General features: G+C 76.4%; 8 protein-coding genes and 1 pseudogene. 4 read left to right on the top strand and 5 right to left on the bottom strand.

Features of this window, described 5'->3' with window-relative positions; all coding sequences use genetic code 11:
• Positions 1–100 precede the first annotated feature (100 nt).
• A complete protein-coding gene (locus SCA03_RS22810; protein ID WP_086814930.1) occupies positions 101–2,035 on the top strand; it encodes an ATP-binding SpoIIE family protein phosphatase in 1,935 nt (644 codons plus the stop codon).
• Between the two features lie 178 nt (positions 2,036–2,213).
• Here the strand turns inward: SCA03_RS22810 and SCA03_RS22805 are convergent, their stop codons facing one another.
• Both SCA03_RS22805 and SCA03_RS22800 read right to left on the bottom strand, forming a co-directional pair.
• Positions 2,214–3,428 (bottom strand): sensor histidine kinase, encoded by a 1,215-nt coding sequence (locus SCA03_RS22805; protein WP_141275619.1) that lies wholly within the window; start codon positions 3,426–3,428, stop codon positions 2,214–2,216.
• Positions 3,425–4,102, bottom strand: coding sequence for a response regulator (locus tag SCA03_RS22800; RefSeq protein ID WP_086818164.1), 678 nt, complete (start codon positions 4,100–4,102; stop codon positions 3,425–3,427). Before SCA03_RS22800 ends, SCA03_RS22805 begins: the two co-directional genes overlap by 4 nt.
• 371 nt (positions 4,103–4,473) lie before the next feature.
• On the opposite strand from SCA03_RS22800, the gene SCA03_RS22795 reads away from it, so the two are divergent.
• The 3 genes and pseudogenes from SCA03_RS22795 to SCA03_RS36850 form a co-directional block, all read left to right on the top strand.
• Positions 4,474–6,672: a glycosyltransferase family 4 protein gene (locus SCA03_RS22795; RefSeq protein WP_086818165.1), complete on the top strand. Its 2,199-nt coding sequence runs from the start codon at positions 4,474–4,476 to the stop codon at positions 6,670–6,672.
• A gap of 180 nt (positions 6,673–6,852) precedes the next feature.
• A complete protein-coding gene (locus SCA03_RS22790; protein WP_086818166.1) occupies positions 6,853–9,078 on the top strand; it encodes a PIG-L family deacetylase in 2,226 nt (741 codons plus the stop codon).
• A gap of 286 nt (positions 9,079–9,364) precedes the next feature.
• Positions 9,365–9,982: pseudogene (locus SCA03_RS36850) on the top strand (phosphatase PAP2 family protein); the annotation flags it as partial.
• A gap of 90 nt (positions 9,983–10,072) precedes the next feature.
• Here SCA03_RS36850 and SCA03_RS22780 read toward each other — a convergent pair.
• The 3 genes from SCA03_RS22780 to SCA03_RS22770 form a co-directional block, all read right to left on the bottom strand.
• On the bottom strand, positions 10,073–10,789 hold the full coding sequence (locus SCA03_RS22780; protein ID WP_051846627.1) for a response regulator: 717 nt from the start codon (positions 10,787–10,789) through the stop codon (positions 10,073–10,075).
• A complete protein-coding gene (locus SCA03_RS22775; RefSeq protein WP_230988859.1) occupies positions 10,786–12,600 on the bottom strand; it encodes a sensor histidine kinase in 1,815 nt (604 codons plus the stop codon). The genes SCA03_RS22780 and SCA03_RS22775 overlap by 4 nt, the downstream gene beginning before the upstream one ends.
• A 163-nt stretch (positions 12,601–12,763) precedes the next feature.
• The gene (locus SCA03_RS22770) at positions 12,764–13,555 is read right to left on the bottom strand and encodes a succinate dehydrogenase/fumarate reductase iron-sulfur subunit (protein WP_086818328.1); all 792 of its coding nucleotides are present in this window, start codon (positions 13,553–13,555) and stop codon (positions 12,764–12,766) included.
• Between the last annotated feature and the right edge of the window lie 2 nt (positions 13,556–13,557).

The raw sequence follows: 13,557 nt of genomic DNA, 5'->3' as shown, positions 1-13,557 counted from the left end.
GCAACGGCGTGCGGCGATCGGGACGAGCGGGACCGGACGGCTCTCCGGGCTGTCACACTGCTCGGACCGGAGCGAGAACCGGCAGGTGGAAGGGGCGGCGTTGAGCGACATCCCAGTGGAGGCGGCGGGTAAGCAGGACGACGTACGGCGTGCCCTTGCCCTGCTGAACGCCGCGGGCGCCCGGATCGGCAACTCGCTGGACCTGGAGACCACCGCGCGCGAACTGCTGGATGTGGCCGTACCGCAGTTCTGCGATCTCGCCTCCGTCGATCTGTACGAGAACGTCCTCGCCGGGGACGAGCCCCGGCCCGTCGGCCCGCGCGAGGGAGCCGAGGACGGAGCCGGAACCGCCGGTGCCGCCGGGGCGCCCCGAGGCACCGGGACCGCCGCGGGGCTGCCGCGCCGCCGCAGGCCCGTCGGGGCGCCCAGCGGGGAGCTGCGCCGGGTCGCCTTCGCCAGCGCCGTCGCCGACGCGCCCTACGGGTTCGGCCGCGAGTCCGAGGGCACCGGCGCCGCGGACGGCGCGGGCGGCGGGGACGGCCCGGGCGGTGCCCAGGCGGGGCAGCCCGCCGAGGTCGGCGCCACCCACTGCTACGCCGACCACTCCCCGTACGCCGCGGCGCTGCGCAGCGGCCGGGTGCAGAACATCCAGGCGCAGGACGGCACCGTGCCCGCGCAGTTCGGCGCCGTCGTCCAGTCGACGCTCGCGGTGCCGATGGTGGCCAGGGACCGGGTGCTCGGGCTGGCGCAGTTCTCCCGCGCCAAGGGCAGCGAGCCGTTCGGCGAGCGGGACGGCGCGCTGGCCGCCGAGCTGGCCGCACGCGCCGCCGTGTGCATCGACAACGCACGCCTCTACCGCAGGGAGCACGCGCGGGCGCTCATCCTCCAGCGCAGCCTCCTGCCGCCCGGCGACCCGGAGGCGCCCGGCCTGGACATCGCCTGCCGCTATCTGCCGGGCAACCCGGCCACCGAGGTCGGCGGCGACTGGTTCGACGTCATCGAGCTGCCCGGGCACCGCACCGCGATCGTCGTCGGCGACGTGATGGGGCGCGGGCTGCGCTCCGCCGTCGCCATGGGCGAACTGCGCACCGCCGTACGGACGCTGGCGCTCACCGACATGGAGCCCGCGGAGGTGCTCGGCGCCCTCGACGAGATCGCCCGCGGGCTGGGCGGCACCCCGCGCTCCCAGCGGGGCGGCGACGCCGACCGCTCCGAGGTCTACCTCGCCACCTGCATCTACGCCGTCTACGACCCCGTCTCACGGCGGTGCACCTTCGCCAACGCCGGGCATCTGCCGCCCGTGCTCGTCGAACCGGACGAGCGGGCGCTGCTGCTGGAGGTGCCCAAGGGCGTACCGCTCGGCGTCGGCGGCGAGCCCTTCGAGGAGATCGAGGTCGTGCTGCCGGACGGTGCGATGCTCGCGCTGTACACCGACGGGCTCGTCGAGTCGCGGGACCATCCGCTCGACGAGGGCCTGGAGTCGCTGCGTTCGCTGCTCGACGGTGCGGGCACGCCGCTGGAGGACGCCGCCGACCGCGTGCTGCGCACCCTGAACGTGCACCACGGCGAGGACGACATCGCCCTGCTGATGGCGCGGGTGCACGGGCTCGACCCGGCGCACGTCGGCGACTGGCGGCTGCCGCCCGAGCCGCGCTCGGTCGCGCGCGCCCGCGAGCTGGCCCGGGAACAGCTGGCCGCCTGGCAGTTGGACGCCCTCGGGGACACCGCCGAACTCCTGGTGAGCGAGCTGGTCACCAACGCGCTGCGGTACGGCGAGGGCACCATCCGGCTGCGGCTGCTGCTGGACCGGACGCTGGTGTGCGAGGTGTGGGACGCCGGGCAGGTGCAGCCGCGCAGGCGGCGCGCGCACGACACGGACGAGGGCGGCCGCGGTCTGCAACTGGTGGATCTGCTGAGCACCTCCTGGGGCAGCAGGCGTACCCCGTCCGGCAAGGCCGTGTGGTTCCAGATGCCCCTGCCGGAGGAGGGCGCGGCCCCGGCGGACCCGGCGGAGGCCCTGCTCAGCCTGTTCTGAGCCCGGGGCGGGACGGACGGCCGGTGCGGGCCTGCGCCGAGCCGGTGCAGAGCCGGTGCAGGGCCGGTGCAGAGCCGGTGCAAAGCTGCGAGCCGTTGTGCGGCGGGTGGCGTGCGGCGGGCGGCGGTCCGGTTCCGCCCTCGTCGGCCGGTCTGCTGCGCGCCGTCGTGGCCGGGTGTCAGCCGTGTCGCTCGGGGATGCTCAGCCGGACCCGGAAGCCGCCCTCGGGCGTGGGCCCCGTGGTCAGTTCGGCGTCGAGGAGTTCGGCCCGCTCGCGCAGCCCGAGCAGGCCCTGCTGCGAGCCGGGCAGCGGCAGACCGGGCCGGGTGGGCGGGGTGTTGACCACCGTCACACCGAACCGGCCCTCCGCCCGCCACAGTTCGACCGTGGCGCGGGCGCCGGGCGCGTGCTTGCGTGCGTTCGTCAGCGCCTCCTGCACGGTGCGGTAGACGGTGCGCTGTGCCGGGGTGCCGATCTCCGGGGGCAGACAGCCGGTCAGTTCGGCCTCGACGCCGCTGGTCTCCACCAGCCGGCGCAGATCCGCCAGCCGCGGTTGCGGCGTCAGCTCGCTGCCGCTGCCGCCGGAGGCACGCAGCAGCGTCACCATGTGGCGCAGCTCGTCGAGCGTGTCGACGCTGAGCGCGCGGATGGTGCCGGCCGCCTCCCGTGCCTCCGCCTCGTGCGCTGCCACCTGGAGCGCGGCCGAGCGCACCGCGATCAGGCTGACCTGGTGCGAGACGACATCGTGCATCTCCCGTGCGAGCTGGGCGCGTTCCCGGGCCACGGCCGCCTGCGCGTGCAGCGCCCGCTCGTGCTCGCGCGCCTGCTCGGTCTCGGCGAGCTGACGGGACAGATCGCGCCGGGCCTGGACGAGCTGACCGAGCAGCACCGGCGCGGCCGCCGAGGCCAGCAGATAGACGAAGTCCACGAGCGCCCAGGTCTGTTCGTCCGGGGTGTACGCCGACAGCGGCCACGGTACGGCGGAGACGGCGGCGAACAGGAACGCGCAGGCCGCCATCACCCGGCGGTCGCGGGACCGGTCGGCGAGCGTGAACAGGGCGGCGATCGGCGCCACGACGACGTCCAGCAGCAGCGCGGCCGGCAGCGAGGCCAGGAACACCACCAGGGGGAAGCGCCGGCGCAGCACGAGGGCGCCGCAGGCGGCGGCCGTGGACAGGATGTTGCCCGCGGTCAGGTCGAACGGCGGTACGTAGGCGTCCACGAAGGCGAGCAGGACCAGCGCCGCGTCCACCCCGGCCGGGGGCACCCGGCGCCAGCGGCGGGTCCAGGGGCCGGTCCGGGGAGCGGGCGCGTCCGGGCGGTGGCCGCCGGCCGGGCCGCTCTCCCCGCCCGGCTGCCGCGGCCCGGCCCCGGGGGCCTCCTCGTCCGTCATCGCTCCCCGTCCAGCAGGCCGGCGCGCTGTGCGACGAGGGCGGCCTGCACACGGCTGCCCACGCCGAGCTTGGTGAGGATCGCGCTCACATGGTCCTTGACCGTGCCGGCGCTCAGATGGATACGGGCGCCGATGTCGGCGTTGGACAGGCCGTCGGCGACCAGGACGAGCACCTGCCGCTCCCGCGCCGTCAGCCGGCTCACCCGCGCGGTGACCGGGTCGCCTCCGGCGGGCGCCTCCCCCGGGCCCCGGCCCTCCCGCGGACGCGCCGTGCCGAGGATCGCGCGGGACGCCTTCGGGGACATGACCACGCCGCCCGCCGCCAGCGTGCGGACGAGCTGGGCGAGCTGCTCCGGGTCGGTGTCCTTGAGCAGGAAGCCGGCGGCGCCCGAGCGGAGCGCCGCCAGGATGTACTCGTCCGCGTCGAAGGTCGTCAGCATCGCCACCACCGGCGCTCCGGGGAGGGTGCGGACCTCGCGCAGCACGGTCAGGCCGTCCACATCCGGCATCCGGATGTCCAGCAGGACCACGTCGGGGCGGGTGCTGCGGATCGTCTCGACGGCGTCGGCGCCCGCCGCCGTGGCCACCACGCGGATGTCCTCCGCCGCGTTCAGGATCAGCTCGAAGCCGGACCGGACGAGGGCCTCGTCGTCCACCACCGCTACGTGGATCACTCGCGCTCCGTCCCCATCCTTGCCGTGCGTGCTGTTCTTGCCGCTGCCGCTGCCGCTGCCGCTGCCGCTGCCGCTGCCGCTGTTCTCGCCGTGTGTGCTGTGTCTGCTGTGTGTGCCGTGTGTGCTGTGTGTGCCGTGTGTGCTGTGTGTGCCGTGTGCCGGTCCGCCCGGGTGTGGCCGGGTGCGCCGGTGTGCCGTCCCCGAGCCTAGGCCGGGCCGCGTGCCGGTGAGGCACCCGTTCGGGAGAGCGCCCCGCCGGGTGGGGGGTGTTTCCCGCCGGGTGGGGGGTTGATCCCGGACAGCTGCCGGATGGCAGCGAAGGCGGGCCGTCGCCAGGGTTGCGGGGGTACGTACCAGGATGAACGGCTCCAATGAAGATCATTTTTCTGCTCCACAACGCCTACGGGATCGGCGGCACGATCCGGGCCACGGTCAATCTCGCCACGGCGCTCGCCGAGCGGCACGAGGTCGAGATCGTGTCCTCCTACCGGCCGGCCGACCGCATGCGGCTGCCGGCGGGACCCGGCGTGCGGGTGCGCGCGCTGGTCGATCTGCGGCCCGGCGCGCGCCGGTACGCGGGGGACGACCCGGGGCAGAGCGAGCCGGGGGTGTGCTGTCCGCACGATGTGCCGTACCGGGGCAAGCTGCCGCCGAGCCGGCTGCTGGAGGACCGGCTGGCGGACTTCCTGCGCCGCACCGACGCCGATGTCGTCGTCGCCACTCGGCCCTACCTGGTGTGCTTCCTGGCCCGGCACGGCGGCGGCTCCTATCTGCGCGTCGGGCAGGAACACCTCACCCACGGGTTCCACCGCGAGGAGGTGCGCCGCGACCAGGACGCCGCCGTCGCGGACCTCGACGCCTTCGTCACCGTCTCGGAGGGCGACGCGCGCACCTACCGCGCCGCCCTGCCCGCGGCGCGGACGCGGCTCACCCACATCCCCAACTGCTGCCCGGCGCCCGAGGCGGAGCCGTCCACCGGTGACTCGCGGACCGTCGTCGCCGCGGGACGGCTGATGCCCGTCAAGCGGTACGAGCGGCTCGTCGACGCGTTCGCGAAGGTCGCCCGGCAGCACCCGGACTGGACGCTGCGGATCTACGGCCGGGGCAGGCGGGAGGCCGCGCTGCGCCGCAGGATCGACGAACTCGGGCTGCACGACCACGTGTTCCTGATGGGCGCGCGCACCCCCATCGACGCGGAGTGGGCCAAGGCGGCCGTCGCCGCCGTCTCCAGCTCGACCGAGGCGTTCGGGATGACCCTGGTGGAGGCGATGCGGCTGGGCGTCCCGGTGGTCAGCACCGACTGCGACCACGGGCCGCGCGAGATCCTCACGCACGGCGAGGACGGGCTGCTGGTCCCCCAGGGGCCCCAGGTGGAGGACGGCCTGGCGGACGCGCTGTGCCGGCTCATCGAGAACGACGCCGAGCGGCGGCGCATGGGCGAGGCGGCGCGCCGCAACGCACGCCGGTTCCTGCCCGGCCATGTGGCACGGCAGTACGAGGCGCTGTTCGTCGACCTCGGCGCCCCGCGCGACTCCCGCGGGCCGCGCACGGTGCGCACCCCGGTGGGCGCGCGGGAGCGGCTGGGGCGCTGGGCCGAGCGGCTCGGGGTGGCCCGGCTGCTGGGCAAGGCGCTGCCGCCCCTCGCCGTGGACTGCCGTGCCGCCGCCGACGGCACGCTCGCCTTCCGGGTGCCGACCACCGGACTCGGCCGTGGCCGCTGGGAGTTGGTGCTGTGCCCGGGCAAGGGCACCGACGGCGACGAGCTGCGGCTGCCCTTCCGGACGCCGGCCGAGGGCGCGGTGGCGCTGATGGCCGTGCCGCCGCAGCCGCTGCCCGAGGGGCGCTGGACGGTCCGGCTCCGGGAGGGCGGGCGCGGCGGCCGGACGCGCACGGTGTCCGCCGGGCTGGTGGAGACCGCCGCGCTGCTGCGGCCCGGTGCGCGTCCCCGGCCGGGCGCCGCCGGCGGTCCCGACGGGCCGGACGGCGCCGCAGGGCCGGGCTGTGCGGCGGCCGTGCCGTACGCGACGGACGCGGGGCTGCTCGCCGTCCGCACCTGGAACCGCCCAGAGCACGCCGAGCTGTGGACCCTCACCGTCGAGGAGGACGAACTGGTGCTCACCGGGAGCCTGCACGGCGCGGGCGCGGTGGGCCGGGACCACCGGATGACCGCCCGGCTGCGGGGCGGGGGAGCGGAGCCGGTGCGGGCCCGGTGCCGGGTCGACGAGGCCGGGATGTTCCTGGCCCGGCTGCCCGCCGCCGAACTCGCGGCCCGCCATCCGGGCGGCGAGGCGGTGTGGAACGTGCAGTTGACGCCGTCCGGCGAGGAGGGCCGCACGGTGCGGCCCGCGCGGCTGTTCGGCGATGTCGCCGACCGGAAGCGGACCGATTCCTTCCGGCAGCTGGTGCTGCCCGCCGCCGAGGGCGAGGTGCGGGTGCGCCCGTATCTGACCGTCCGCAACAATCTCGCGCTGGAGGTGACCGGCCCCGCGGCCGGGCCCGCCGCCGGCCGCACGGCCCGCCCCGCCGTCGTCACCGAGGACGACGGCGAACAGGGGCACGCCGTGCGGTAGTTCACCCCTCACGCACCGCACCCGTCCCGCCGGCGCCGTACCGGCGCGCGCCACCGCTGCCGCCCTGCCGTGTCACAGAACCGTCCCGGCCTGCGGAAAGACGGACGGTGCGTACATCCATCCACCGCCCCGAACGATCATGTATGACGACGCGATCATGCATGCAGAAAGCACCCGTACATGCCCCTCATACCCCGCGCCGCCCTCGGGCGGCGGCTGACCGCCCTGGTGTGCGCCGCGACCGTCCTGGCCGGCGCCTCCGGATGCGCCACCGACCGGAGCGCGCACCGGGCGCACTCCCGGCACGAGAGCGGCCCGGCCGACGAGACCGGACCCGTCCCCACCGGCACCTGGGCCGGCGCCGGCGAGCCGGTCCGCACCTCCGAGTCCGTGCTCCAGATCGTCGCCCACCCCGACGACGACCTCTTCTTCCTCAACCCGGAGACGGCCCAGTCGCTGCGCTCGGGGCGGCCGTTGACCACCGTCTTCCTGACCTCCGGCGAGGGCGACGGCGTCAACGCGCCACGCAAGAACGTGCGCGGGGCGGCGGCCCCCGCACGCAAGCGCGGCGAGCGGGGCGACAAGGCCGTCTACACCGAGGCACGGCAGAACGGGATACGCGCCGCCTACGCCGAGATGGCCACGGGCGACCGCGACGCCGCCTGGCGGCGCACCGTCCTGCGCACGGCCGGCGGGGGCCGCGCCGAACTCGACACGCTCCGCGGCCACCCGGACGTCCGCCTCGTGTGGAACCTGCTGCGCGAGGCCGGCAGCCTCACCAAGCACCGCCCGCACAGCCTCTACGGACTGTGGACCGGGGAGACCCGCCGGCTCGGCTCCCAGCTCAGCTCCGCCGGGCCCGTCACCGGGAACTTCCACTACACCCGCGCCCAGCTCGTCGACACCCTCGTCGGCTATCTCCAGCGGTTCCGCCCCACACAGATACGGATGCAGGACCCCACCCCCGGCCGGCTGGACCGCAACGGCAAGTACGCCGACCACCAGGACCACTTCGCCGGCGCCCGGTTCGTGCAGGAGGCGCTCGTCCGGCACGCCGACGACGCGGCACGCGGCCGCGCCCCGCACTTCACCGTCTCGACCTACCTCGGCTACTTCAACGGCGGGCTGCCGCACGTCCTCGGCGGCCGGACGGCCCGTGGCAAGCTGCGCACGCTGGAGACCTACGCCTGGGCCGACCGGGCCGAGCGGGCCTGCCGGTACGCGGCCGGCTGCGGCGATCTGAAGATGGTGCCGAGCACCCAGCACCTGGGCTGGTCCCACGGCATCCGGCACACCGACGGCGAGTCCACGGCCTGGCTGCGCGCCGCGAAGGACGGCTCGCTCACCGCCTACTCCGTCCTCGACGGCCGGATCGCCGTCCGGCACCGCCCGGCCGGCACCGGCGCCCGGTGGGACGCGCCCACCCTGCTGCCCGCCACCGGCATCGACCCCTCGCTCACCTCCGTCGACCTGCCCGACGGGCGGACCGCCCTGTTCGGCACCCGCACCGTCACCGAGGACGGCCCCGGCGGCTACCGCAAGGAGGTCGGCTGGACCGTGCAGGCGGCCGGCGGGTCCGGCGGTTCCGGGTTCGGGCCCTGGCAGTCCCTCGGCACACCCGAACCGGGCGACCTCGCCGGCCTGTCGGACATCAGCGCACCGGCCGTCGCCGTCACCCCCGACGGCACCGTGACGGCCGTGGTCCGCACCAGCCGCCACCAGCTCAGCGCCAGGACCCGGCAGCCGGACGGCACCTGGACACCGTGGCAGGCGCTCGGCGGCACCGGGCTGCACGGCGCCCCTTCCGCCGGCGTCGACGAGGGCGGCCGCCTCTACGTGTTCGCCACCACCGCCAAGACCGTGCTGGCCTGGACCCGGCCCAGCTCCGGCGGCGCCCTCTCCGGCCCCCGCGCCACCGGACTGCCCGCCGTCACCGGCCGGGTGGCGGTGCACCCCGACGGGCACGCGGCCGTGCGGCTGCACATGCGCGCACCCGTCACCGGGCATGTGCGCACCGCCCGGATCGGCGCCGCCGCGCTCGGCGACGCCTCCGGCTCCAGCGCACCCGTGCGGCCCGCGCGCGTCACCGACCTGGGCGGCGCGGCCGGCTACGGGCCCGTCTCCGCCACCCCGCTCCCCGACGGCCGCACGCTGCTCGCGGCACGCGCCGGGAACGGCGACCTCCAGACGGCCGTCGTCGACGAGCGCCGCGGCAGGACCGGCCGGGTGCAGCCGGCCGCGGCACGGGTGCGCTGGAGCCGGACGGGCTTCCTGTTCGCCGGGGCGCCCGCGAGCGTTCCGGCCCCCGGCGGCCGGGGCGGTGACGTCGCCGTGCTGGGCCTGGACGGCCGGCTGTACTGGGCCCGCACCGGCACCCAGGGCACGGCGGGCTGGCGCGCGGCCTGAGCGCCCGGGGCCGCACCGGTGCCGAACCGGCCCACGGAGGAGGGGAGTTGAGGCGCGGCGGCTCGGGGCGCGGGACGGGATGCACGCGCACGTCCCGCACGGCCGCCGCGCCCGCGACACCCGCCGCGTCGGGAGGCTTCGCGGAGGCCGAACGGCCCGAGAGGCCGCCGCCCGGCGGGAGTTCACCGCCCCGCGGCCGGCCCGGCCGGCACATAGGCCGAAAGTCGGGGGTCCCCGCACGACTTCCGGGTCACCACCAGGCCCGGAGTACGCCTAGGTTCGGCGTATGCAAAGAACGACACGAACCACGCTCGGTGCCGTCGGTGCCGCCGCCGTCGCCGGAACCTCGGCCGTCGTGCTGGCGCCTGGCGGCCCGGGCGCAGCGAACCCCGTGCGGGTCACCGGCGGCGCGTCCGCCGAGCTGTATCTGAGCGTGAGCGGGGCGGCGTCCGAGGGACCCGGACTGCTCGCGACCCTCATGGAAGCCGCCACCGAGGGCACCCTGCTGCTGCTCGGCCTGCTGCTGCTGTGGCAGTTGTGGACGACGCTGCGGGCCGGGGACGCCCCCGCGCTCGGCCGGGCCGTACTCGCCGGCTTCGGCATGGTGCTCGCCTACGCCGGGAGCGAGGCGCTCAAGCTCGTCATCAACGAGGAGCGCCCGTGCCGCGCGGTGCCGGGCGCCGACCCCGTCGCGGACTGCCCGCCGCCCGGCGACTGGTCCTTCCCCAGCAACCACTCCACCATCGGCGCCTCGCTGGCCTGCGGCCTCGCCGCCGCCCGGCCCCGGCTGGCGGTCGTCACCCTGCCGCTCGCCGCTGCGGCGGCCCTGCTGCGGGTGCTGCTCGGCGTGCACTACCCGCACGACGTGCTGGCCGGCGCGCTGTGGGGCGGCGGCATCGCCCTCGCCGTCGCGCTGGCGCTGCGCACCCCCGCCACCTGGGCGGCGGACCGGGTGCTGGGCATGCTGGCCGGCGGCGGGCGCCGGCGGGCCGGCTCAGGAGGGACCCGGCGGGGCGGGAACGCCGGGCACGCCGGGCACGGAGGGCACGGCGGGGACGATGCCCGCCTCGTGCGCGACGACGGCCGCCGCGGCCCTGTTGTCGACGCCCAGCCGGGCCAGTACGGAGCTGACGTGCGCCTTGACGGTGGCCTCGGCCAGGTGCAGCCGCCGGGCGATCCGTCCGTTGGACAGCCCGGCGGCCAGATGGGCGAGCACTTCCCGTTCCCGGGCGGTGAGGGCCGCGACCCGTTCCCGGGCGTCGGCCCGGCGCCCGGCGGCGCGGCCGGCCCCGGAGGCCGACAGATGGGCGACGACCCGGGCGGCCACTTTCGGTGAGAGATAGGCGGCGCCCTCGGCGACCGCCCGCACCCCGGTGATCAGCTCCTCGGGCGGGCCGGCCTTGAGCAGGAAGCCGGTCGCGCCCGCGCCGAGGGCCTTAAGGATGTAGTCGTCCTCGCCGAAGGTCGTGAGCACGACGGTGCGGGTGTCCGGTGCCGCCCGGGCGAGCGCTTCCGCGGCGGCGATGCCGTCGAGCCGGGGCATGCGGATGTCGAGCACCGCCACATCGGGGCGGTGCCGCCGGACCAGTTCGACGGCCTCGTGCCCGTCGCCGGCCTCCGCCGTCACCTCGATGTCGTCCGTCGTCGCCAGGATCGCCCGCACTCCCGTACGGACCATCGGCTCGTCGTCGGCCACCAGTACCCGGATCACCGGCCTCCCCCTTCTTCCTGTGGTGCGTGGAGCGCGGGCGCTGCCGCAGCCCCGGGCGCCGCCCGGGACACCGGCAGGGCTTCCGGACGCGGTTCCTGCCGCGGCGGGTGTGCCGAGCGTGCCTCGCCCGCCCGCAGTGTCTCGGCCGTCAGCAGGGTGCTGTCGGCCGTGTCCCCGGCGCCGCGGGGTGTCCGGAAGCACAGCCGGTAGGTGTCGCCCGACTCGTCCGCGAACGGGTCGGCTGTCATGACGTAGTACTCGCACGAGAGGTTGCCGCCCGCCGGCTCCGGCGGGGTGCCGGCCGTGCGCCGACGGGTCGGCTCGGCCGGCAGATACGGCTCCACCTCGGCGCGGGACATCCCCGGATGCAGCCGGGCGAAGTCCTCGCGGGCCAGCACCGAGCGCTGGGCCACCCGCATGTCCCACCAGGTCAGCACCGCGCCCAGCACGGTCGCCGCGAGCAGCGAGGCGGTCAGCGCGACCAGCACCGTCCGGCCGATCCGCCGCCGCCCCGCCCGTCGCACCGGCGCGAGCCCCCACTCCTCCGCTCCCCGGCCCGTCCCGGACGGCCGCCCGTCGCCCGGCAGTTCGGCTGCCCCGTCCGCGGGTGCGGGCTCCGGGCCGGGGCGGGCGCCGGTCGGGACGTCCCGCGGCGGGGGCGCGGGGCGGCCGGGGCCCGGGTGGGGGAGGTGGGCATGGACGGTGAAGCCGCCGTCCGGGCGGGGGCCGCACCCGAAGGTGCCGCCGGCCAGGCGTACCCGCTCGTCGAGGCCGACGAGCCCGTGCCCGCCCCGGGAACGCGCCCCGCCCGTGCGCCCGGTGGCGGGCGGGGCGTCGTTCTCCACCGTCACCCGGGACGCGGCGCCGCCGTACGCCACCCGCACCACGGCCGCCGAACCGGGCGCATGCCGGGCGACGTTGGTGAGCCCCTCCTGGGCCACCCGGTGCACGGCCCGCAGCACCGCGTCCGGCACGGCCTCCGGTTCCCCCTCGATGTGGAGCCGCACCCGCAGACCCGCGGCGGACGCCTCGTCGGCCAGCCGCCGCACGTCGCTCCCGGCGGCTCCGGCGCTCCCGTGGCTCCCGTCGCTCCCGTGGCTCCCGGCGGTTCCGGCCGGGGCCAGCGGAGCCGTGGCGGGCTCCTCGCGCAGCACCCCGATCACCTCGCCGAGCCGCTCGACGGCCGTCTCCGCGCGGCCCCGGATGTCCTCGGCGGCACGCCGCTGCTCCGGGCCGAGCCCGGGGGAGAGCTTGAGCGCGCCCGCCGAGAGGGCGAGGAGGCTCAGCTCGTGGCCGAGCACGTCGTGCATGTCCCGGGCGATACGGGCCCGTTCACGCAGCCGCGCCTGCGCGGCCACCAGCCGCCGCTCCCGCGTCAGCCGCTCGGCGCGCTCCCACCCGGCCCGGCTCAGCTCGACGTACTGGAGCCACAGCCGTCCGGCGAACCAGAACAGCATCCCGGCGCCGATCACGACGGCCACGAACCGGCTGCCCGCCGGCAGCCACCCGGGCACGGCGAGCACCGCGGCCATGTCCGCGGCGAGCACCACGGCCAGCGCGAAAGCGGCGTGCAGCGCCCGTCCGGGGTGCCGGCCGGCGACGAAGGCGCACAGCGCCGTCGCCACCGCCCACCGCACATCGGCGAGCACCGCCGCCACGGCGGTCACGCCCGCCGCGCAGGTCAGCACCGGGCCGGCCGACGGTCCGCACCGGCGCAGCAGCGTGCGCGGACCCCGGCCGGCGGCGGATATCCAGCCGTCTGTCCGTCCGCCGCCGGATGTGCGGCTCCTTGTCCTGTTCCGTCCGTCCACGGCATCGACGGTACGGGGCGCCGGCGGGGCGGGATACCGCCGGAAGTCCTCTCCGGCGGCGCGGCGGGCGGCGGGCCGCGTCCGCCGGGTGGCGTGCTCGTGCGTCGGCCCGCCCCCGGAAGACCGGGCGCGGGCCGACGGCGGGAGCGGGCCGGGACGGGCGTCACGCCCGGCGGCGGATCTTGTTGCCGAGCCAGACCAGGGGGTCGTACTTGCGGTCGGCGGCGCGCTCCTTGAGCGGGATCAGCGCATTGTCGGTGATCTTGATGCCTTCCGGGCACACCTCGGTGCAGCACTTGGTGATGTTGCAGTAGCCGAGGCCGTGGGTGTCCTGGGCGCTGGTCTTGCGGTCCAGGCCGGACTCCTCGGCGGCGTCCAGCGGGTGCATGTCCAGCTCGGCGACGCGCATCAGGAAGCGGGGGCCCGCGAAGGCCGGCTTGTTCTCCTCGTGGTCGCGGACCACATGGCAGGTGTCCTGGCACAGGAAGCACTCGATGCACTTGCGGAACTCCTGCGAGCGCCCCACGTCCTCCTGCTGCATCCGGTACTCGCCCGGGCCGAGGCCCTGCGGCGGGATGAACGAGGGCACCTCCCGCGCCTTGGTGTAGTTGAAGCCCACATCCGTCACCAGGTCCCGCACCACGGGGAAGGCCCGCAGCGGTGTGACGGTGATCGTCTCCGCGCGGTCGAAGACCGACATCCGGGTCATGCACATCAGGCGCGGCCGGCCGTTGATCTCGGCGCTGCACGAACCGCACTTGCCCGCCTTGCAGTTCCACCGCACCGCGAGGTCCGGCGCCTGGGTCGCCTGGAGGCGGTGGATGATGTCGAGGACGACCTCGCCCTCGTTCACCTCGACGGTGAAGTCCCGCAGGCCGCCGCCCTCGGCATCCCCGCGCCACACCCGGAAGTGCGCGTCGTAGCGCTCGCCTCCGCTCTCGGGCGCGGGGTTCACCT

This window comes from Streptomyces cacaoi (assembly GCF_006539165.1).
Classification (GTDB): Bacteria; Actinomycetota; Actinomycetes; order Streptomycetales; family Streptomycetaceae; genus Streptomyces; species Streptomyces cacaoi.
The sequence above is the reverse complement of the archived record's forward strand: the minus strand, read 5'-3'. Positions and strand labels throughout refer to the sequence as shown.

Bases quoted from the DNA above. Each gene is read 5' to 3' on its own strand.
- SCA03_RS22805 (WP_141275619.1), bottom strand. From the start codon at position 3,428: ATGACGGACGAGGAGGCCCCCGGGGCCGGGCCGCGGCAGCCGGGCGGG.
- SCA03_RS22795 (WP_086818165.1), top strand. From the start codon at position 4,474: ATGAAGATCATTTTTCTGCTCCACAACGCCTACGGGATCGGCGGCACG.
- SCA03_RS22790 (WP_086818166.1), top strand. From the start codon at position 6,853: ATGCCCCTCATACCCCGCGCCGCCCTCGGGCGGCGGCTGACCGCCCTG.